Source organism: Duganella sp. Dugasp78 (genome assembly GCF_059491455.1).
In genome coordinates, this window is record NZ_CP168506.1 from 2667718 (window position 1) to 2688800 (window position 21083).

Sequence of the window (21083 nt, forward strand, 5' to 3'; positions counted from 1 at the left end):
TCCCCATGACCATGAAACATTTACGCATTGTGGTCGTCAACACCATCATCCACGCCGGCGACGAGGACGACGAATCGCTGCGCGCGCAGGCCGAGCGGGCCCGCGCGCTGCGCATCGGCCTGCTCGAAGCGGGCTACGACATCATCGCCTCGCTGCCGCCGGACATGTACCTGCCCGAGCGCATCGCCCAGCTGCAGCCTGACATGATCATCGTCGACGCCGAGTCCGACGCGCGCGACGTGCTGGAGCACATCGTCATCGCCACCCGCGACGAGCGGCGTCCCATCGTCATGTTCACCGAGAGCGACGACACCGAGAGCATGGAGGCCGCCATGGCGGCCGGCGTGTCGGCCTACATCGTGGCCGGCCTGCAGAGCGACCGCATCAAGCCGGTGCTGCAGGTGGCGCTGGCGCGCTTCAAGCGCGAGCAGAAGCTGCTGGACGAACTGTCCGACACCAAGAGCAAGCTGGCCGAACGCAAGATCATCGAGCGCGCCAAGGGCCTGTTGATGGAACGCCAACGTTTCAGCGAAGAGCAGGCCTATCAAAAGCTGCGCAGCATGGCGATGAGCAAAAACCTCAAGCTGTCCGAGGTGGCCCAGCGCATCATCGACGTCGAAGATCTATTGGGCTGAGCAGGCGTTTCAAATCCGGTCCAAAATGATGCACCGCGCAATCGCGGTGCGTTTTCTGCGCCACCACGCGGCGCCGCCATCGGCCCCATCCCCCTTTGTTTCCCCTGCAAACTTGCTGGCATGGACATTGCATAGCCTGTAGGCAAGCGCAACGGTGCGCTTGATGTACCTCGCCAACGGCGGTGAGGTCCACCAGACAACGACGTCTACACTCATGAATCCGTTCATGCTGGGTAGACTTTTTTTTTGCCGTTTTGTTCTGCTGACTACATGAGGGATTTGCGATGGAATATGAAAAGCCACGAGCAGGGGAAGACCTGCCATCCGATGCGCACACTGTGAACACCAAGCGTCGGCAAATCATTCATGGCGCAGGCCTGGTAGTGGGGGGAAGCATGTTGGGATTGGCAACGGGTGGGGTGTGGGCGGCGGGTTCGGACAAGCCGGAGAAGGAAGAAATCAAGATCGGCTTCATTCCGCTGACCGACTGCGCGTCGGTGGTGATGGCCTCGGTGCTGGGCTTCGATAAGAAGTACGGCGTCAAATTCGTGCTGAGCAAAGAGGCTTCCTGGGCCGGCGTGCGCGACAAGCTGGCCAACGGCGATCTCGACGCGGCCCATGTGCTGTATGGCCTGCTTTACGGCGTACAGATGGGCATAGGCGGCCAGAAGAAGGACATGGCGGTGCTCATGGGCCTCAACAATAACGGCCAGGCCATCACGCTGTCGAAGAAGCTGGCCGACAAGGGCGCCGTCGACGGCGCGTCGCTGGCCAAGCTGATGCAGACCGACAAGCGCGAATACACCTTCGCCCAGACCTTCCCGACCGGCACCCACGCGATGTGGCTCTACTACTGGCTGGCCGCCAACGGCATCAACCCGATGAAGGACGCCAAGGTCATCACCGTGCCGCCGCCGCAGATGGTGGCCAATATGCGGGTCGGGAACATGGACGGCTTCTGTGTGGGCGAACCGTGGGGCCACCGCGCCATCGTGGACGGCGTCGGCATCACCGCCACCACCACCCAGGACATCTGGAAGGACCACCCGGAGAAGGTGCTCGGCTCGACGCTGGAATTCGCCAAGAAGTATCCGAACACCTGCCGCGCCATGATGGCTGCCATCCTCGACGCCGGCAAATGGATCGACGCCTCGCTGGCCAACAAGAACAAGATGGCCGAGGTCATCGCCGACAAATCCTACGTCAACACCAGCAAGGACGCGATCGACCAGCGCATCATGGGCCGCTACCAGAATGGCCTGGGCAAGACCTGGGACGACCAGAACTACATGAAGTTCTACAACGACGGCGCGGTCAACTTCCCCTACCTGTCGGACGGCATGTGGTTCATGACGCAGCACCGCCGCTGGGGCCTGCTGAAGGACGATCCGGACTACCTGGCCGTGGCCACCTCGGTCAACCAGATCGATTTGTACAAGGATGCCGCGGCGATGACCAAGACGCCGGTGCCGAAAAGCCCGCTGCGCACCTCGAAGCTGATGGATGGTTCCGTGTGGGACGGCAAGAACCCGAAAGCGTTCGCCGCCTCGTTCAAGATCAAAGCCTGATAGGGGAATGTGATGAACGCCATGCTCCAACCCGAAAGCGCCGCGCCCGTGCCGGCGATTGTAGAAGTTGACGCGGCGCCGGCGCCTGTGCGCCGTCCGCGTCGTCCGCTGGCCGCCAATGCGTCGGCGCGCACGCGGCAGCAGGTATCGGCCGGTGTGATGAAGATCGTCGCGCCATTGCTGGGCGCCGCGCTGCTGGTGCTGGTCTGGCAGATCATCACCATCAACAACGCCAGCTTCCCGACGCCGATGACGACCCTGCAGGAAGCGGTCAAGCTGTTCTCCGATCCGTTCTACAGCAAAAGCCCGAACGACCAGGGCATAGGCTGGAATATCCTGGCGTCCCTGCAGCGGGTGGCGGTGGGCTTCGGCCTGGCCGCGCTGGTGGGGATTCCGCTGGGCTTCCTGATCGGCCGCGTGCAGTTCATCGGCAGCATGTTCGGGCCGATCATCAGCCTGCTCAAGCCGGTGTCGCCGCTGGCCTGGCTGCCTATCGGGCTGCTGGTGTTCAAGTCCGCCAACCCCGCCGCCATCTGGTCGATCTTCATCTGCTCGATCTGGCCGATGATCATCAACACCGCCGTCGGCGTGCAGCGCGTGCCGCAGGATTACATGAACGTGGCGCGGGTGCTCAACCTGACTGAGTGGAAAGTGCTGACCAAGATCCTGCTGCCGTCCGCGCTGCCCTACATCCTGACCGGCGTGCGGCTGTCGATCGGCACCGCGTGGCTGGTGATCGTCGCGGCCGAGATGCTGACCGGCGGCGTGGGCATCGGCTTCTGGGTGTGGGACGAGTGGAACAACCTCAATGTCCCGCACATCATCGTCGCCATCGTCGCCATCGGCGTGGTCGGGCTGATGCTGGAACAGGCGCTGATGGCGCTGGCCCGCGCCTTCACCTACGAACAAGTATCCAACTAAAGGACCACCATCATGGACGAGCCAAAATTCATCGACATCGAAGGCGTGGAGATGGTGTTCCACACCCGGAAGGGCGTGTTCCACGCGCTGCGCGAGATCGACCTGACGGTGCGCAAGGGAGAGTTCATCACGCTGATCGGCCATTCGGGCTGCGGCAAATCGACCTTGCTGAACCTGATCGCCGGCCTGCTGAAACCCACGGACGGCGTGCTGTTGTGCGCCAACCGCGAGATCGCCGGGCCGTCGCCCGAGCGCTCGGTGGTGTTCCAGAACCATTCGCTGCTGCCCTGGTTGACCTGCTACGAAAACATCTACCTTGGCGTGGAGCGGGTGTTCGGCAAGACCGAATCGCGCAGCCGGCTGCGCGAGCGCACCTTGCAGGCGCTGGCGCTGGTCGGCCTGACGGCGGCCGAGTCCAAGCGTCCGCATGAAATCTCGGGCGGCATGAAGCAGCGCGTCGGCATTGCCCGCGCGCTGGCGATGGAGCCGAAGGTGCTGCTGATGGACGAGCCCTTCGGCGCGCTCGATGCGCTGACCCGCGCGCATCTTCAGGACGAGCTGCTGAAGATCGTCGCCGCCACCAAGTCGACGGTGGTGATGGTCACGCACGATGTGGACGAGGCGGTGCTGCTGTCGGACCGCATTGTGATGATGACCAACGGCCCGGCCGCCACCATCGGCGAGATCGTCGACGTGCAGCTGGACCGTCCGCGCGACCGCGTGGCGCTGGCGCAGGATGCGCGCTACAGCGAGTACCGCACGGCGGTGCTGGAATTCTTGTACCGCAAACAAGCCCACCCCGCGAAGGAAGCCGCCTGATGGACATGACCACCCCTCCCATGGCGCCGGAAGGCGCCGCCAAAAAAACGCTGACCGGCGAAATGTTCGGCGCGATGATCAATCTGTCGGGGCGCCGCCGCTTCCTCTCGCAGCGCATCGTGCTGTATGCGCTGCTGGCGTCGCAGGGGCAGACGGAGGGTGTGGCCATCGCACGGGAGGCGCTGGCGGTATTCCGTAACGCTAACAAGTCCCTGCTGGCCGAGAAGGATGGCTTGCCGGGCGTGTTCTGTTCGGAGCTGCGCGAGGCCTACTTCGGCAAGGCGGACGGCGACCGGCAGCTGACTGCCTTCGCCGATCTGGGCGAGCGCACCTTGAACGCGATCGAGCAGGGATCGTCGCGCAGTGCGGAGCTGCTGGCGGAGCTGGTGCGCATCACCACGCCGACGCTGGCGATCCTCAACACGATCACCGGCATCTACGAAGAGCAGGCCAAGCTGAATGCGCGCCTGGTGCGCAAGCAGCTGCGCGGCGTGATCACCGATATTGAAACGATCAACCGCCAGGCGCGCATGGTGGCCTTCAACGCGCGCATCGTCGCGGCGCGGGCGGGGCACGCGGGCAAGGAATTCTCGGTGGTGGCGGGCGTACTGTCCAGCATCAGCGGCGAGATTGACGAAATGATCAGCGCAGCGCTGGCCGCCGCAGGTTAAGGAGAACATGATGAGTAGCGTGACCCTGGTAGGCGCCGGCCCTGGCGACCCGGAACTGTTGACATTAAAGGCCGTCCGCGCCATCGAGCGCGCCGACGTGGTGCTGATCGACGATCTGGTCAACCCGGAGATACTCAACTTTGCGCCGTCGACCGCGCGGGTGATCCAGGTCGGCAAGCGTGGCGGCTGCGCCTCCACGCCGCAGGAATTCATCGAACGGCTGATGATTGCCGAAGCGCGCGCGGGGCATCGCGTGGTGCGGCTCAAGGGCGGCGATCCGTATATGTTCGGCCGGGGCGGCGAGGAGCGGGCATCGCTGCGCGCGCACGGCATCGAGGTGGATGTGGTGCCGGGCATCAGCAGCGGCCTGGCCGCGCCGACCAGCATCGGCATACCGGTGACGCATCGTTCGTGGAGCCAGGGCGTGACCTTCGTCACCGGTCATGGCAAGGATGCCGAGTCGGAGCCCGAATGGAAGGCGCTGGCGCAGAGCGGCCTGACGCTGGTGATCTACATGGGCGTGGCCCGCGTGGACGCGATCCAGGCCGGCCTGCTGGCGGGCGGCGCGGCGGCCGATACGCCGGTGGCGGTGGTGCAGTCGGCCACGCGCGACAACCAGCGCCAGTTGCTGACCACCCTGGGCCAGCTGCCGCAGGCACTGCGCGACAGTGGCCTTGGCAGCCCAAGCATCATCGTCGTCGGCGACGTGGTGCGCTGCGCGGATGACTGGCAGTCGCTTGCCGAGCCGGTTCGGGCTAGTGCTTGACGCACTGCGTGTACGAGGTGTCGAACCAGCCGGCAGGCGTGCACTTGCCGTCCACCAGCGCCTGTATGCGTGCCGTCCGCAGCGCGTGTGCGGCCGGGTTGCGGATGGGGTGAAACTGATTCGGCGCCTTGATCATCGCCACCAAACCGATGAACTCCAGCTCCGTTACCTGCTCCAGCGGCCTGCCTAGATAGCTCTGCGCTGCCGACGCCAGTCCTTTCACTTGTCCCCCGTGATTGGTTCCCATATAGACCTCCGATAGGTACAGGGCCAGTTGCTTATCCTTGGACAGTTTGGCGTTCAACACCAGCGCCATGACATCGCGCCCGAGGTCCACGTGTTTGCAGCAATCGAATACGCCACGGTAAAGTGTTTGAAATGCGCCTTCAACGCCGCCAAGCCTGCGTCCCGACAGGAATACCTGGCTCGCCACCGCGGAGGAAATCGTGGCGACGCCCTGGCCGTCGGCGATGCTCAGGCCGGGGTGCTGGTAGAACGTCGGGTCTTCAACCTTGAGCAGTATCTCTATCTGCCGCTGGGACAAGCTGATTGGGGTAGCCGGCATGTCCGGCATAAGGTCACTGAGCGACACCGCCGCCCAACCGGCGGCGACGATGAGATACGCAAGTAGACAAGCGAGGAGCGCGAGCATCCGCCTGGCGATCATCTTGAGTGGCATGGCTTTCCTTTTCCTGTGTTGAGATGCCGATTCTGGACCCGCCTGACCGGCAGCCAGGCGTCGATGTGACGAAATCCCGGCACGGCGTGACAGCTTCCGCCGCTGCCGCTGTTGGCCGTATATCCGCCTGCTATACTCGCTGCCGATGAATACCGCACCCTCCCTAGTCATTCCGCGTGCGCCTTGGCCGGCGGCGGCGAAAACCATCCTTCTCAATGTTCTGGTGTGGGTGGCGATCAGCGGCGTCGGCGCGTTCGGGAACCACAACGACCATGCAGAACAAGGCTTCCTGAACCTCTGGTTGAAATGGTGCGCCGAGTATGCGCCGATGGCGGTGCTGAGCTCCGGCCTGTGCCTGGCGCTGGAGCGATGGCCCGCATTGTTCGAGCGGCGCCGAAACGTGGTGGGATTGTTCATCGCCATGGTGCTGGTGTTCCAGCCGCTCCAGTGGTTTTACATCGACTGGGTGCGTGGCGGCAGCCTGGAGGACGCGCGCCAGGTGCTGGTGAAGATGCGCCGTTACGGCTGGTTCATGAGCAGCGCGACCTTCGCCATCATCGTCGCCATCGGCAACTGGCGCCTGGCCAAGGCACGCGAGCGCGCCTGGCAGCAGGCACACACCGAGAACCTGCAGTTATCCCTGGCGTTGGAGCAGCAGCGCATGCTGGCCCTGCGCGCGCAGCTTGAGCCGCATTTTATTTTTAACGCGCTCAACGCCATCAGCGCCTTGGTCCGCGGCGGCGACAAGGCGGTGTCGCTGAACGGTATCAACCGCCTCAGCGACCTGCTGCGCTATGCCTTGTCGGCCAGCCTGCGCGACCATGTCAGCCTGGGCGAGGAACTACAATTCGTCCAGGACTACACGGACTTGCAGCGGCTGCGCTACGGCGACCGTCTGCATATCAGCATCGATTGCGACGATGAGCTGCTGCACGCAGCCCAATGCCCGCCGCTGTTGCTGCAGCCCCTGATCGAAAACGCGCTGCGCCACGATCTGGATTGCCACGCGGGCGACAGCGATATCCGCGTCCGCTTCGAGCGGCAAGCGGAGGATTTGCTGATTACGGTCTCGAATCCGGTCAATCTCCACGCGCCGCCCAATCCCGGCACCGGACTGGGACTGGCAAACACGCGGGCGCGGCTTGTGATGTCCAATCCGCTCGCCTCGCTGCACGCCGAGCGGCGCGGCGACCGGTTCTTTGCGGAGATCCGCTTGCCGCTCGCGGTGCAGGATTAAATGCCAGTCACATACATCATCGTCGACGACGAACCGCCAGGACGCGTGAATCTACGGTTGGCAATGGAATCCTATCCGGACTGGCAACTGCTGGCCGAATGCGACAGCGCGGCCGCCGCCCGCAACGTGCTGGCGACAGCCAGCGTCGACGCGATATTCCTGGATATTCAAATGCCACGCGAAACCGGCCTGGCGCTGGCGCGCGAGTTGAGCCGCTTACCCGCGCCGCCGCTGATCATCTTCGTCACGGCCTTTAACGCCTATGCGGTGGACGCGTTCGAAGTCCACGCGCTCGACTACCTGCTTAAGCCGATCGACGACAGGCGGCTGGCGCAAACCGTCGAATGGGCTACCCACATGCTGCGCTACCGCCAGTCCGAGGGCTATGGCAGCGCCTTGCGCGGCTACGTCGACTTCGCGCCGGACCGCTATCTCGACGCGATCAGCGTGCGCTCGATCGGCTACATCGAGCAAATCCGGGTGGCCGAGGTGCTGTGGCTCCAATCGGCCGGCAATTACGTCGAGCTGCACCTGGCGTCCCGCAAGGTGCTGCACCGCATACCGCTCAGCCGTCTGGAGCCGCTGCTGAAGCCCGACGACTTCCTGCGCGTCCACCGCGCGGCGATCGTCCGCCGCGACCAGATCAAGCGCTTATCGATAGTCGGTGACGGCCGCTACCTGCTTACATTGCGCTGCGAGGCGCAGGTTCCGGTGAGCGAACGCTATCTCAACGCTTTGAAAGCTTGCATGTAATGCACTGCGGGTGCACCGCCGGTGCGCACCGATAGCGTGCAATCGTGCACCGCAACATAGCACTGCCCCAGTGCGATCCAGGCGCGCTGCGGGCTTCTCCCTCTGTGGCAGGCCGGTTTGCGGGCTGGCACAGCTCTTGCAATACAGAGGCTAAGGGATCAACGGCGATCCCCCCGAATACATCAGCTGACCCAATGACGGGTTGGCAGGACAACGGCGTCCGCCCAACCCGGTCTTAGGTGACCTTGGTTGTGCGGGCGCCTTTTTGTTTTCTGAACGGGATAAAAAAATGGCCACCAAAGCTACCAGCATCAAGCTCTTTTCGATCTCAACGCCGCAGATGCGGGCGTTCCACCTGACCTGGATGGCGTTCTTCGTCTGCTTCTTCGCCTGGTTCGCCTGCGCGCCGCTGATGCCGGTGATTAAAGGTGAATTCGGCCTGAGCGTCGCGCAGATCGCTAATATTAATATCGCAGCCGTGGCCATTACCATCCTCGTTCGGCTGGTGGTCGGCCCGCTGTGCGACCATTTCGGCCCGCGCAAAACCTATACGGGCTTGCTGCTGCTGGGTTCCATCCCTGTGATCGGCGTGGCCTTCGCGCAGAGCTATGAGAGCTTCTTGCTGTTCCGCCTCGGTATCGGCGCGGCCGGCGCCAGCTTCGTCATTACGCAGTACCATACCTCGGTAATGTTCGGACCTAAGGTGGTGGGCACCGCCAACGCCGCTGCCGCAGGTTGGGGCAATGCAGGCGGCGGTGTGGCGCAAGCCGTGATGCCGCTGCTGATGACCGCCATGGTCATGCTGGGCGTGAGCGAAACCCTGGGCTGGCGCGCCGCGCTGCTCGTGCCGGGTGTGCTGATGATCGTCATGGCGGGCGTGTACTACCGCTTTACGCAGGACTGCCCACAAGGGAACTTCAGCGAGCTGCGTGCGGCCGGTGTCGCCATCGAAGGCGGCAAGAAAGGTGGCTGGGATAGTTTCAAGCTGGCTTCCGCCAACTATCGCGTCTGGATGCTGTTCATCACCTACGGTGCCTGCTTCGGCATCGAGATCTTCATCCACAACATCGCCGCGATCTACTACGTCGACCACTTCAAACTGACGCTGGCCCAAGCCGGCATGGCGGCGGGCAGCTTCGGCCTGCTGGCATTGTTCGCCCGTGCGCTGGGCGGCTGGGTGTCGGACAAATTCGCCGCCGCCGGCAATCTGAATAACCGCGTCACGCTGCTGTTCGTGCTGATGCTGGGCGAAGGCGTCGGCCTGCTGATGTTCGCCAACGCCGGCAGCGCCGCGCTGGCAATCGGCGCCATGCTGGTCTTCGGCCTGTTCACCCACATGGCCTGCGGCGCGACCTACGCCATCGTGCCTTTCGTCGACAAGCGCGCCCTGGGCGGCGTGGCCGGCATCATCGGCGCGGGCGGCAACGTCGGCGCCGTGGCCGCGGGCTTCCTGATGAAAGGCCTGGGCAATGTGCAGCAAACCTTGAGCATCCTCGGCGTCGTCGTCGCCGCATCCGCGTTGTGCGCGCTGGCCGCCCGCTTCAGCAGCAGCGCCGTCGAAGAAACCGAAACCGCCGCCAAGCTGGCAGCCTAAGAGGACATTATGAAGATTATCGTTATCGGCCACGGCATGGTTGGCCACAAATTCCTGGAATGTCTGGCCAACAGCGGCACCCCCAATCTGCAGGTGACGGTGCTGTGCGAAGAACCGCGCCCCGCCTACGACCGCGTGCACCTGTCCGAGTTCTTCTCCGGTAAATCGGCGGAAGACCTCTCGCTGGTGAAGCCGGGCTTCTTCGAGCGTGACGACATGGTGCTGCGCCTGAACACCCGCGCCACCGCCATCGACACCAAGGCCAAGACCGTCACCACCGCCGACGGCAATGTGCTGGACTACGACAAGCTGGTGATCGCCACCGGCTCCTTCCCCTTCGTGCCGCCGCTGCCGGGCAAGGAGCGTAAGGACTGCTTCGTCTACCGCACCATCGAAGACCTGGAAGCGATGCTCGAATGCGGCAATCGCTCCAAGACCGGCGTCGTGATCGGCGGCGGCCTGCTGGGCCTCGAGTGCGCGAAGGCTCTGCGCGACATGAAACTGGAAACCCACGTGGTCGAATTCTCGCCGCGCCTGATGGCGGTGCAGGTGGACGACGGCGGCGCGCGCGTGCTGCGCCGGAAAATCGAAGACCTGGGCGTGACCGTCCACACGGGTAAAAACACCACCGCCATCGTCGACGGCGTCGATGGCACCCACCGCATGGAGTTCGCCGACGGCGGCCACCTGGACGCGGACATGATCGTGTTCTCGGCCGGTATCCGTCCGCGCGACATGCTGGCGCGCGAGAGCGGCCTGACCATCGGCCCACGCGGCGGCATCGAGATCAACAACAACTGCGTCACCTCCAACCCGGACGTCTACGCCATCGGCGAATGCGCGCTGTGGGGCGGCTTGATCTTCGGCCTGGTGGCGCCGGGCTACGAGATGGCGCGCGTGGCGGCCAAGCACATGCTGGGCGAAGCGGCGGAATTCGCCGGCGCCGACATGAGCACCAAGCTGAAACTGATGGGCGTGGACGTGGCCAGCATCGGCGACCCGCATGGCAAGGTCGAAGGCAGCCGCTCCTACCAGTTCACCGACGAGCGCAAACAGATCTACAAGAAGATCGTGGTCTCCGACTGCGGCAAGTACCTGCTGGGCGGCGTGATGGTGGGCGACGCCAGCGAATACGGCACGCTGCTGCAGATGATGCTGAACAAAATCGAGCTGCCGGAATCGCCGGAGTTCCTGATCCTGCCGCAGTCGGATGGCGCGGCCAAGCCAGGCCTGGGCGTGGACGCGCTGCCGGAAGGCGCGCAGATCTGCTCCTGCAACGACGTGTCGAAAGGCGCGCTGTGCGCGGCGGTGGCGGGCGGCGCCACCACCATCGGCGAATTGAAGAGCTGCACCAACGCCGGCACCTCCTGCGGCGGCTGCGTGCCGCTGGTGACGCAGGTGATGAAGGCCGAGATGAAGAAGCTCGGCATGGCCGTCAACAACCACGTCTGCGAGCACTTCGCTTATTCGCGCCAGGAGCTGTTCCACCTGATCAAAGTCGGCCAGATCAAGAGCTTCGGCGACCTGCTGGCCAAGCATGGCAAGGGCCTTGGCTGCGACGTCTGCAAACCGCTGGCCGCCAGCATCCTGGCGTCGGTGTGGAACGACTTCGTGTTGAAGAAGGAGCACGCCAGCCTGCAGGACACCAACGACTACTTCCTCGGCAATATCCAGAAGGACGGCACCTACTCGGTGGTGCCGCGCATGCCGGGCGGCGAAGTCACCGCCGACGGCCTGATCGCGGTCGGCATGGTGGCCAAGAAGTACCAGCTGTACACCAAGATCACCGGCGGCGCCCGGGTCGATTTGTTCGGCGCCCGCGTTGAGCAGCTGCCGCTGATCTGGGAAGAGCTGATCGCCGCCGGCTTCGAATCCGGCCATGCCTACGGCAAGTCGCTGCGCACGGTGAAATCCTGCGTCGGCTCGACCTGGTGCCGTTACGGTGTCGATGATTCCATCGGCCTGGCGATCGAGCTGGAAAACCGCTACAAGGGCTTGCGCACGCCGCACAAGATCAAGTTCGGCGTATCGGGCTGCACCCGCGAGTGCGCCGAAGCGCAGGGCAAGGACGTCGGCGTGATCGCCACCGAAAAGGGCTGGAACCTGTACGTGTGCGGCAACGGCGGCATGAAGCCGCGCCACGCCGAGTTGCTGGCGACGGACCTGGACAAGGCCACGCTGGTCAAGTACATCGACCGCTTCCTGATGTTCTACACCCGCACCGGCGACCGCCTGCAGCGCACCAGCGTGTGGCGCGAGAACCTGGAAGGCGGCCTGGATTACCTGAAGCAGGTCGTCGTCAACGACAAGCTGGGCATCGGCGCCGAACTGGAAGCCGATATGCAGCACGTGGTCGACACCTATGCATGCGAGTGGAAGGAAGCCGTCGAGAATCCTGAAACCCGCAAGCGCTTCCGTCACTTCGTCAACAGCGAGAAGGGCGACGAGAACGTGTTGTTCATGGAAGAACGCGGCCAGATTCGTCCGGCCACCGTGGAAGAGCGCAAGCGCGTGATTCCGATCGCAGTCAAGGCAGCTTGAGGAGAACTTTATGCATCGCGATATTCAAACCGATAACTGGATCGCCGTCTGCAACCTGGACGAGATCGTGCCCAACACCGGCGTATGCGCCCTGTTGAACAAGCAGCAGGTCGCCGTGTTCCATGTGGACGACGGCAGCGCGCGCGTGTTCGCCATCGATAACTACGATCCGAATTCCGAGGCTTCCGTGCTGTCGCGCGGCCTGGTGGGCAACCTGGGCGAACGCATCGTGGTCGCCTCGCCGATCTACAAACAGCACTTCGACCTGCAAACGGGCGAGTGCCTGGAGGCGCCTGAGCATTCGGTCGGCATTTATCCCGCCCGCATCGACGGCGGCAAAGTCTGGGTCGGCCTGTGAACGCAACTCCGTCATTCCCGCGTACGCGGGAATCCATGGAACGCTTGCCTGCATGCGAAGTATGGATTCCCGCCTGCGCGGGAATGACAGTGGAAGGGGTAACTGAATGAAGCCATCTCTGGTAGTCATCGGCAACGGCATGGCCGGCATGCGCACGGTGGAGGAGCTGTACAAACTGGCGCCCAGCATGTACGACATCACCGTGTTCGGCGCCGAGCCGCACGGTAACTACAACCGCATCCTGCTGTCGCCTGTACTGGCGGGCGAAAAGAGCATGGAAGACATCATGCTCAACACGCGCGAATGGTACGTCCAGCACGGCATCACGCTGCACGCCGGCGATCCGGTCGAGCACATCGACCGCCGCAAGCGCATCGTGCGCGCGCGCTCCGGGCTGGAAGTGCGCTACGACCGCCTGCTGATCGCCACCGGCTCCAAGCCCTTCATCATTCCCGTGCCGGGCCACGAGCTGCCAGGCGTGCTGGCCTTCCGCGACATCCAGGACGTGGAGAGCATGCTGGCCATGGCGCGCAATCACCGCCACGCGGTGGTGATCGGCGGCGGCCTGCTGGGTCTTGAGGCGGCCAACGGCCTGCAACGCCAAGGCATGTCCGTCACCGTGATCCACGTGACCGACGCGCTGATGAACCAGCAGCTCGACAAGCCTGCCGCGCTGCTGCTGCAAAAGGCGCTGGAAGCCAAGGGCCTGAAGTTCATGATGAGCGCACAGACCGCGGAAATCGTCGGTCCGGACCGCGTGCGCGCGGTGCGCTTCAAGGACGGCAGCGAGATCCCGGCCGACCTGGTGGTGATGACCGCCGGCGTTCGCCCCAACATCGACCTGGCCAAATCCGCCGGCCTGCATTGCGAACGCGCCATCGTGGTCGACGACACGCTGCAAACCTACGATCCGCGCGTGTACGCCGTGGGCGAATGCGTGCAGCACCGCAGCGCGACCTTCGGCCTGGTGGCGCCGATCTGGGACCAGGCGCGCGTCTGCGGCGCCCACCTGGCCGGCGCCGGCGTGCGCCGCTACGTGCAGCAGACCTCTCCGACCCGTTTGAAAGTGACCGGCGTGGACCTGTACTCGGTCGGCGATTTCATCGGTGGCGAAGGCAGCGAGGACCTGGTGCTGCGCGACGCGCGGCGCGGCGTCTACAAGCGGCTGGTACTGAAGGATGGCCGCGTCACCGGCGCCGTACTGTATGGCGACGTCAAGGACGGTCCGTGGTACTTTAACCTGATTCAAAACCGCACCGACATTACGCCGATCCGGCAAAACCTGTTGTTTGGCGAAGCGCTGTCCGCGCGCGCCGCATGATTTGAGCGAGAAGCATCTTGAACCTGTCCACTGACCATCTTGCAGTACGCACCACCTGCGCCTATTGCGGCGTCGGTTGCGGCGTGCAGGCCACGCCCATGGCCGACGGCACGTTCGCCATCGCCGGCGACAAGCTGCATCCTGCAAACAAGGGCCGCCTGTGCGTCAAAGGCTCGGCATTGGGCGAGACGATCGGGCTGGAAGGCCGCCTGCTGTATCCGCAGGTGCGCGATGCGGACGGCCTGCGCCGCGTATCGTGGGACGCCGCGCTGGACAAGGTGGCCGACGGCTGGCGCGCCATCATCGCCGAGCATGGCCCGGACGCGGTGGCGCTGTACGTCTCCGGCCAGCTGCTGACCGAGGACTACTACGTCGCCAATAAGCTGATGAAGGGCTACATCGGCAGCGCCAACATCGACACCAACTCGCGGCTGTGCATGTCGTCGGCGGTGGCCGGCTACAAGCGCGCCTTCGGCGAAGACCTGGTGCCGCTCTGCTACGACGACCTGGAACTGGCCGACATGGTGGTGCTGGTCGGCTCCAACACCGCGTGGTGCCATCCCATCCTGTTCCAGCGCATCCTCAAGGCCAAGGAAAGCCGGCCGGAGATGAAGATCGTCGTCATCGATCCGCGCCGCACCGCGACCTGCGAACTGGCCGACCTGCACCTGCCGGTCAAGGCGGGCACGGACGTGTGGCTGTTCAACGGCCTGCTGAGCTACCTGGCGCGCATCGGCGCGGTTGATCCGGCGTTTGTAGGCCATCACACCAACGGCCTGGATGCGGCGCTGGACACGGCCAACATCGATTGCCGCGATCCTGCCGCCGTGGCGAAAATCTGCCGTATCGAACTGCCGGCGCTGATGGAGTTCTACGAATCGTTCGCCTCCACGCGCAAGACCATTACCGCGTTCTCGATGGGCGTCAATCAATCCTCGGCCGGCACCGACAAGGTCAACGCCATCGTCAACTGCCACCTGATCGGCGGCCGTATCGGCAAGCCGGGCATGGGCCCGTTCTCGATCACCGGCCAGCCCAATGCGATGGGCGGACGCGAAGTGGGCGGCCTGGCCAACATGCTGGCCGCGCACATGGACCTGGACCGCGCCGACCACCGTGAAGTGGTGCAGACCTTCTGGGACTCGCCGGCCATCGCCGCCAAGCCCGGCCTGAAAGCGGTCGACCTGTTCCAGGCGATTGAAGCGGGCAAGGTCAAGGCGGTGTGGGTGATCGCCACCAATCCGCTGGTCAGCATGCCGGACGCGGACCAGGTGCGGCGCGCGCTGGAGAAGTGCGAACTGGTGGTCGCTACCGACATCATGCAGAACACCGACACCAACGCCTATGCCGACGTGCTGCTGCCAGCGCTGGGCTGGGGCGAGAAGGACGGCACGGTCACCAATTCCGAGCGCCGCATCTCGCGCCAGCGCGCCTTCCTGCCGGCGCCGGGCGAGGCGCTGCCGGACTGGAAGATCCTGTCGCTGTTCGCGCAGCGCATGGGCTTTAGCGGCTTCGACTTCCAAGGCGCAGAGGGCGTGTTCGACGAGCATGCGCGCCTGAGCGGCTTCCGCAACGCCGTCGGCGACGTGCCGCGCGCCTTCGACATGTCGGGCTTGGCCGGTCTCAATCAACGCGGCTACGACGAGCTGGAACCGACCCAGTGGCCGGTGCGCCGCACCGCGTCGGGCGAGCTGCAGGTTGAGGCGCGCCTGTTCAAGGACAACGTCTTCGCCCATGCCGACGGCAAGGCGCGCTTCATCGCCACGGCCACGCGCGCGCCGGCCAACACCATTTGCGAGGATTTCCCGCTGACGCTCAACACCGGCCGCGTGCGCGACCAGTGGCACACCATGACGCGCACCGGAAAATCCGCCACGCTGGCCGATCACATCGCCGAATCCTTCGTCGACATCCACCCGCAGGACGCGCTGCTGCACGGCGTGCGCGAGGGCGAACTGGCGCGCGTCAGCTCCGCATGGGGCGCGATGGTGGCGCGCGTGCAGCACGGCGGCGGCATCCCGCGCGGCAGCGTGTTCATTCCGATCCACTGGTCGGGTCAGACCTCGTCCGATGCGCGCGTTGGCGCCCTGGTCAACCCGGTGGTCGACCCGGTTTCCGGCGAGCCGGAATTCAAGCACACGCCGGTGCGCATCGAGCAGTTCCGCGTGAACTGGCATGGCTTCATCCTGAGCCGGACCGCGATGAATCTCGACAGCGTGGCCCATTGGACGCGCATCCAGGGCCGCGAATTCGCCCGCTACGAACTGGCCGGACGTAACACCATCAAGGACTTCGGCGGCTGGGCGCGCGAGCTGCTGGGCGTCGCGGACCTGGACGCCGACTGGCTCGAATACGAAGACCGCACCGCCGGCGTTTACCGCGCCGTGCACGTGGTGAACGACCGCATCGAACAATGCATTTTCCTGTCGCCGCGCCAGGACATGCCGTCGCGCGCCTGGCTGGCCAGCCTGTTCGTCAAGCTGGAGCTCAGCGAGATCGACCGCGTCGGCCTGCTGGTTGGCATGCCGGTCGAGAAGGGCGCCGATACCGGTCCTACCGTGTGCTCCTGCTTTGGCGTGGGCCGCAACACGATCTGCAACGCCATCATCGAAAAGGACCTGAAAACGGTGCCGGAGGTGACGGCATGCCTGAAAGCCGGCGGCAATTGCGGCTCCTGCGTGCCGGAGATTAAAAAGATACTTGTGCAGACGCGCGTGGAGGCGGAGGAAGAAAGGTTGTAAACATGGTAAATTAGACTATCGATCGCTTGATCATGACTACAGAGAGCGAACATGTCTATCCGTGAAAACTTCTCCGATGCCGATATGGACCAGTGGCTCAACGAGAACCGAGTCACTGAAATCGAATGCCTGGTGCCCGATTTGACGGGCGTGGCGCGCGGGAAGATCCTGCCGCGCGCCAAATTCACCCAGGAGTGCGGCATGCGCATTCCCGAGGCGGTGCTGGGCATGACCGTCACCGGCAACTACCCGACCGAGAACGCGGCCTACGACCGCGCCATCTCCTCCACCGACCGCGACATGATCCTGCGCGCGGACCCCGGCAGCATCACCAAAGTCCCCTGGGCCATCGACCCGACCGCGCAGGTGATCCACGACTGCTACTTCGCCGACGGCACGCTGGTCGATTTCGCCCCGCGCTCGGTGCTGCGCCGTGTACTCAAGCTGTATGCGGACCGCGGCTGGAAGCCGGTGGTGGGCCCGGAGCTGGAGTTCTACCTGACCGAAAAGAACATCGATCCCGACCTGCCGCTGAAGGCACCGGTGGGCCGCAGCGGCCGCGCCGAAACCAGCCGCCAGGTCTATAGCATCGACGCCGTCAACGAATTCGATCCGCTGTTCGAGGACATCTACGACTACTGCGCGCTGATGAACCTCGACGTCGACACGCTGATCCACGAAACCGGCGCCGGCCAGATGGGCCTGAACTTCCAGCACGGCGATGCGCTGGCCTTGGCCGACAACGTCTTCTACTTCAAGCGCACCTTGCGCGAGGCGGCGCTCAAGCACGACATGTACGCCACCTTCATGGCCAAGCCGATGGCGGGCGAGCCCGGATCGGCGATGCACGTGCACCAGAGCGTGAGCGACGCCGCCACCGGCCGCAACATCTTCAGCGCGGCGGACGGATCGCCGTCGGCCCACTTCCGCCACTACATCGGCGGCCTGCAGCGCTACACGCCGTCGGTGATGGCGATCATGGCGCCGTATGTGAACTCCTATCGCCGCATCGTGCGCCACACGGCGGCGCCGATCAATATCCAGTGGGGCATCGACAACCGCACTGTGGGCTTCCGCATTCCCATCTCCGGCGTCGAACAGCGGCGGGTGGAGAACCGCATTATCGGCGCGGACGCCAATCCCTACCTGGCGATGGCGGTCACGCTGGCCTGCGGCTACCTAGGACTGGTGGACCAGCTGGAGCCGACCCCGATGACTACCGCCAGCGCCTACGACCATCTGTTCGAGCTGCCGCAAGGGCTGCCGCAGGCGCTGGAGCTGCTGCGACGCGAGGACCGGTTGCGCGATGTGCTGGGCGAACGCTTCATCGACGTCTACACAGCGATCAAGGAACTGGAGCACCAGGAATTCATGACCGTCATCAGCCCGTGGGAGCGGGAACACCTGCTGTTGCATGTGTGATTTCGTCATTTATAATCACGGGTTCGACCAAGCGCGCGGCCTGCGGTCGGCCCGTTCCCCACGGTTTTCCGATAATATCGTTAATATCATTTATATTTTAATAACATGACCCAAGAGCGAGAACCCTTCCTGCTGATCCGCAACCTGGTTAAGGAATTCGATGGCGTCCGCGCCGTCAACGATGTGTCGGTGGCGATCAACAAGGGCGAGATCTTTGCGCTGCTGGGGAGTTCCGGTTGCGGCAAGTCCACGCTGCTGCGCATGCTGGCCGGGTTCGAAACGCCGACCCAGGGCCAGATCACGCTGGGCGGCAAGGACATCGTCGGCGTGCCGCCATACGAGCGCCCGATCAACATGATGTTCCAGTCGTACGCGCTGTTCCCGCACCTGACGGTATGGGACAACATCGCCTTCGGCCTGCGCCGCGACGGCCTTCCGAAGGACGAAATCGCCGCGCGCGTGGAGCAGATGCTGGCGCTGGTGCAGCTGGGCGCCTACGGCAAGCGCAAGCCGCACCAGCTCTCCGGTGGACAGCAGCAGCGCGTGGCGCTGGCGCGCAGCCTGGCCAAGCGTCCGCAGTTGCTGCTGCTGGACGAGCCGCTGGGCGCCCTGGACAAGAAGCTGCGCGAACGCACGCAGATGGAACTGGTCGGCATCATCGAGGAAGTGGGCGTGACCTGCGTGATGGTGACCCACGACCAGGACGAGGCCATGAGCATGGCGACCCGCATCGCCGTGATGAGCGAAGGCCGCATCCTGCAGGTGGGCGCGCCGGGCGAAATCTACGAAACGCCGAACTGCCGCTTCGTCGCGGACTTTATCGGCAGCGTGAACATGTTCAACGGCAGCGTGACGGTCGATGAGCCGGACCACGTCATCGTCGAAACGACGGAAGGCCGCCACTACGTCACCCACGGCATCACGGGCACGGTGGGCATGCCGGTGTCGGTCGCGGTGCGGCCCGAAAAAATCGCCGTGCAGGCCGGGGCGCCGACCGCGGCGCAGCGCGCCAACGCCAGCGAGGACGGCTACAACTGCGTGCAGGGCGTGATCACGGCGATGGCCTATTTCGGCAACGAGACGCTGTACCACCTGCGCCTCGACAGCGGCATGGTGCTGAAGGTCTCGCGCACCAACGCCGCCCGCCATGACGACTCGGCGCTCAAGCGCGACCAGCGCGTCTACGCCTGGTGGGACGGTGCCGACGTCGTCGTGCTGACCAGCTAAGGCGGAGCGGCCATGAACTTTCTCAAGAACCTGCTGACCGGGCGCTGGATCACCGGCCGCAACGTGGTGATCGCCGTGCCATTCCTGTGGCTGACGGTCGCCTTCCTGGTGCCGTTCCTGATCGTGATGCGCATCAGCTTCACCGAGGCGGACACCGGCGGCAATCCCTTCGGCACCTTGATGACGCTGGCCGACGGCGTCATCACGCTCAAGGTCAAGATCTCCAACTACCTGTTCATCGCGCAGGACGACCTGTATGCGATCACCTACCTGAACTCCATCAAGTTCGCCGCTATCACGGCCTCGCTGTGCCTCATCATCGGTTATCCGTTCGCCTACTTCATGGCGCGCGCCAAGCCGACGGTGCGCCCGGTGCTGCTGATGCTGGTGATGATGCCGTTCTGGACCTCCTTCCTGCTGCGCATCTACGCATGGAAGGGCATCCTGGCCAACAACGGCATCCTGAACCACTTCCTGATCAGCATGGGCTTCATCACCGAGCCGCTGCACCTGATGAACACCCAGTTCTCGCTCATCATCGGCATGGTCTACGCGTATTTGCCGTTCATGATCCTGCCGCTGTACGCCAATCTGGTGAAGATGGACCTGCGCTTCCTCGAGGCTGCGGCCGACCTGGGAGCGACGCCGATGCAGGCGTTCTGGCGCATCACGGTGCCGCTGTCGAAGTCCGGCATCATCGCCGGCACCATGCTGGTGTTTATCCCGGCGGTGGGCGAGTACGTGATCCCTGAGCTGCTGGGCGGCCCGGAAACGCTGATGATCGGCCGCCAGCTGTGGGACGAGTTCTTCACCAATAACGACTGGCCGCTGGCGTCGGCGGTGACGGTGGTGGTGATCCTGCTGATCCTGGTGCCGATGGCGATCTTCAATAAATACAAGGCAGAGCAGGAGGCCCGCCCATGAAGGGACATTCCAATTTCGTGCAGCGCTGGTTCGGGCGCGGCTGGCTTTCGCTGGGCTATCTGTTCCTCTACCTGCCCATCGTGGTACTGGTGGTGTTCTCGTTTAACAGCTCGCGCCAGGACATGGTGTGGAGCGGCTTCTCGACACAGTGGTACGCGGCGCTGATGGAGGACACGGAGATCATCGGCGGCTTCGGCCTGTCGCTGCGCATCGCGCTGCTGACGGCTTGCAGCTCGGTGGTGTTGGGGACCTTTGCGGCGTTTGTGCTGAACCGCTACCAACGCTTCGCCGGCCGCACGCTGTTTTCGGGCATGGTCAGCGCGCCGCTGGTGATGCCGGAGGTGATCATCGGCCTGTCGCTGCTGCTGATGCTGGTGTCGGTGCAGAAGGCGTTCGGCTTCCCGGAGCGCGGCCTGGTGACGATCTGGCTGGGCCACACCCTGCTGGGCATGGCCTATGCGGCGGTGGTGGTGCAGTCGCGCCTTCAGGAGATGAACAAGTCGCTGGAGGAAGCGGCGATGGATCTCGGCTGCCGTCCGTTCCAGGTGTTCTTCCTGGTGACGCTGCCGAACATCACGCAGGCGCTGGGTTCCGCGTGGCTGCTGACGTTCACGCTGTCGCTGGATGACGTGGTGCTGTCGGCCTTCCTGTCCGGCCCCGGCTCATCGACGATGCCCATCGTGATCTTCTCGCGTGCCCGTCTGGGCCTGGACCCGCGGGTGAACGCGGTGGCGGCGCTGACCATTCTTGTGGTGTCGATCGGCGTGATCGGATCGAGCCTCTACATGGCGCGCGGCGAGCGCCTGCGCCAGAAACAGGTCGCCGCCGCAGCCAAAGGCTAGTCGACGTAGCCCTGCTCGTGCTCTCGCCAGGGCATGTGCTTCATGCTTGCACTTCCGCTGCGAT

At 64.3% G+C, this 21083-nt stretch carries 18 protein-coding genes; 17 read left to right on the top strand and 1 reads right to left on the bottom strand.

Annotated features, from left to right (window positions below):
- Positions 1-11: 11 nt before the first annotated feature.
- From ACEN9O_RS11800 to cobA, 6 genes are all read left to right on the top strand, one after another.
- Positions 12-635: an ANTAR domain-containing response regulator gene (locus ACEN9O_RS11800; RefSeq protein ID WP_495617726.1), complete on the top strand. Its 624-nt coding sequence runs from the start codon at positions 12-14 to the stop codon at positions 633-635.
- 395 nt (positions 636-1030) lie between these two features.
- A complete protein-coding gene (locus tag ACEN9O_RS11805; RefSeq protein WP_495617727.1) occupies positions 1031-2203 on the top strand; it encodes a CmpA/NrtA family ABC transporter substrate-binding protein in 1173 nt (390 codons plus the stop codon).
- Between the two features lie 12 nt (positions 2204-2215).
- Complete coding sequence (ntrB, locus tag ACEN9O_RS11810; protein ID WP_495617728.1) at positions 2216-3124, top strand: nitrate ABC transporter permease; 909 nt, start codon at positions 2216-2218, stop codon at positions 3122-3124.
- Between the two features lie 12 nt (positions 3125-3136).
- Positions 3137-3943 carry an ABC transporter ATP-binding protein gene (locus tag ACEN9O_RS11815; RefSeq protein WP_495617729.1) on the top strand — a complete coding sequence of 269 codons (807 nt, stop codon included), beginning with the start codon at positions 3137-3139 and terminating at the stop codon, positions 3941-3943.
- A complete protein-coding gene (locus ACEN9O_RS11820) occupies positions 3943-4614 on the top strand; it encodes a methyl-accepting chemotaxis protein (protein WP_495617730.1) in 672 nt (223 codons plus the stop codon). The genes ACEN9O_RS11815 and ACEN9O_RS11820 overlap by 1 nt, the downstream gene beginning before the upstream one ends.
- Positions 4615-4624: 10 nt before the next feature.
- Positions 4625-5380 carry a uroporphyrinogen-III C-methyltransferase gene (gene cobA / locus ACEN9O_RS11825; protein WP_495618461.1) on the top strand — a complete coding sequence of 252 codons (756 nt, stop codon included), beginning with the start codon at positions 4625-4627 and terminating at the stop codon, positions 5378-5380.
- Here the strand turns inward: cobA and ACEN9O_RS11830 are convergent.
- Complete coding sequence (locus ACEN9O_RS11830) at positions 5370-6059, bottom strand: transglycosylase domain-containing protein (protein ID WP_495617731.1); 690 nt, start codon at positions 6057-6059, stop codon at positions 5370-5372. The genes cobA and ACEN9O_RS11830 overlap by 11 nt on opposite strands.
- 145 nt (positions 6060-6204) lie before the next feature.
- On the opposite strand from ACEN9O_RS11830, the gene ACEN9O_RS11835 reads away from it, so the two are divergent.
- From ACEN9O_RS11835 to ACEN9O_RS11885, 11 genes are all read left to right on the top strand, one after another.
- Entirely contained in the window at positions 6205-7296 is a 1092-nt protein-coding gene (locus tag ACEN9O_RS11835) for a sensor histidine kinase (protein WP_495617732.1), read from the top strand.
- A complete protein-coding gene (locus ACEN9O_RS11840) occupies positions 7297-8049 on the top strand; it encodes a LytR/AlgR family response regulator transcription factor (RefSeq protein ID WP_495617733.1) in 753 nt (250 codons plus the stop codon).
- A gap of 289 nt (positions 8050-8338) precedes the next feature.
- Positions 8339-9643 carry an MFS transporter gene (locus ACEN9O_RS11845; protein WP_495617734.1) on the top strand — a complete coding sequence of 435 codons (1305 nt, stop codon included), beginning with the start codon at positions 8339-8341 and terminating at the stop codon, positions 9641-9643.
- Between the two features lie 9 nt (positions 9644-9652).
- Positions 9653-12184 (top strand): nitrite reductase large subunit NirB, encoded by a 2532-nt coding sequence (gene nirB / locus ACEN9O_RS11850; protein ID WP_495617735.1) that lies wholly within the window; start codon positions 9653-9655, stop codon positions 12182-12184.
- A gap of 10 nt (positions 12185-12194) precedes the next feature.
- A complete protein-coding gene (gene nirD / locus ACEN9O_RS11855) occupies positions 12195-12542 on the top strand; it encodes a nitrite reductase small subunit NirD (RefSeq protein ID WP_495617736.1) in 348 nt (115 codons plus the stop codon).
- 106 nt (positions 12543-12648) lie between these two features.
- Complete coding sequence (locus ACEN9O_RS11860; RefSeq protein WP_495617737.1) at positions 12649-13863, top strand: NAD(P)/FAD-dependent oxidoreductase; 1215 nt, start codon at positions 12649-12651, stop codon at positions 13861-13863.
- 17 nt (positions 13864-13880) lie between these two features.
- Complete coding sequence (locus tag ACEN9O_RS11865; protein ID WP_495617738.1) at positions 13881-16604, top strand: molybdopterin-dependent oxidoreductase; 2724 nt, start codon at positions 13881-13883, stop codon at positions 16602-16604.
- A gap of 51 nt (positions 16605-16655) precedes the next feature.
- Positions 16656-18026, top strand: coding sequence for a glutamine synthetase family protein (locus ACEN9O_RS11870; RefSeq protein WP_495617739.1), 1371 nt, complete (start codon positions 16656-16658; stop codon positions 18024-18026).
- A 105-nt stretch (positions 18027-18131) separates the two neighbouring features.
- Positions 18132-19253, top strand: a complete 1122-nt coding sequence (locus tag ACEN9O_RS11875; RefSeq protein ID WP_495617740.1) for an ABC transporter ATP-binding protein — start codon at positions 18132-18134, stop codon at positions 19251-19253.
- 12 nt (positions 19254-19265) lie between these two features.
- Complete coding sequence (locus ACEN9O_RS11880; protein ID WP_495617741.1) at positions 19266-20177, top strand: ABC transporter permease subunit; 912 nt, start codon at positions 19266-19268, stop codon at positions 20175-20177.
- Complete coding sequence (locus ACEN9O_RS11885; RefSeq protein ID WP_495617742.1) at positions 20174-21019, top strand: ABC transporter permease; 846 nt, start codon at positions 20174-20176, stop codon at positions 21017-21019. The genes ACEN9O_RS11880 and ACEN9O_RS11885 overlap by 4 nt, the downstream gene beginning before the upstream one ends.
- Positions 21020-21083 lie beyond the last annotated feature (64 nt).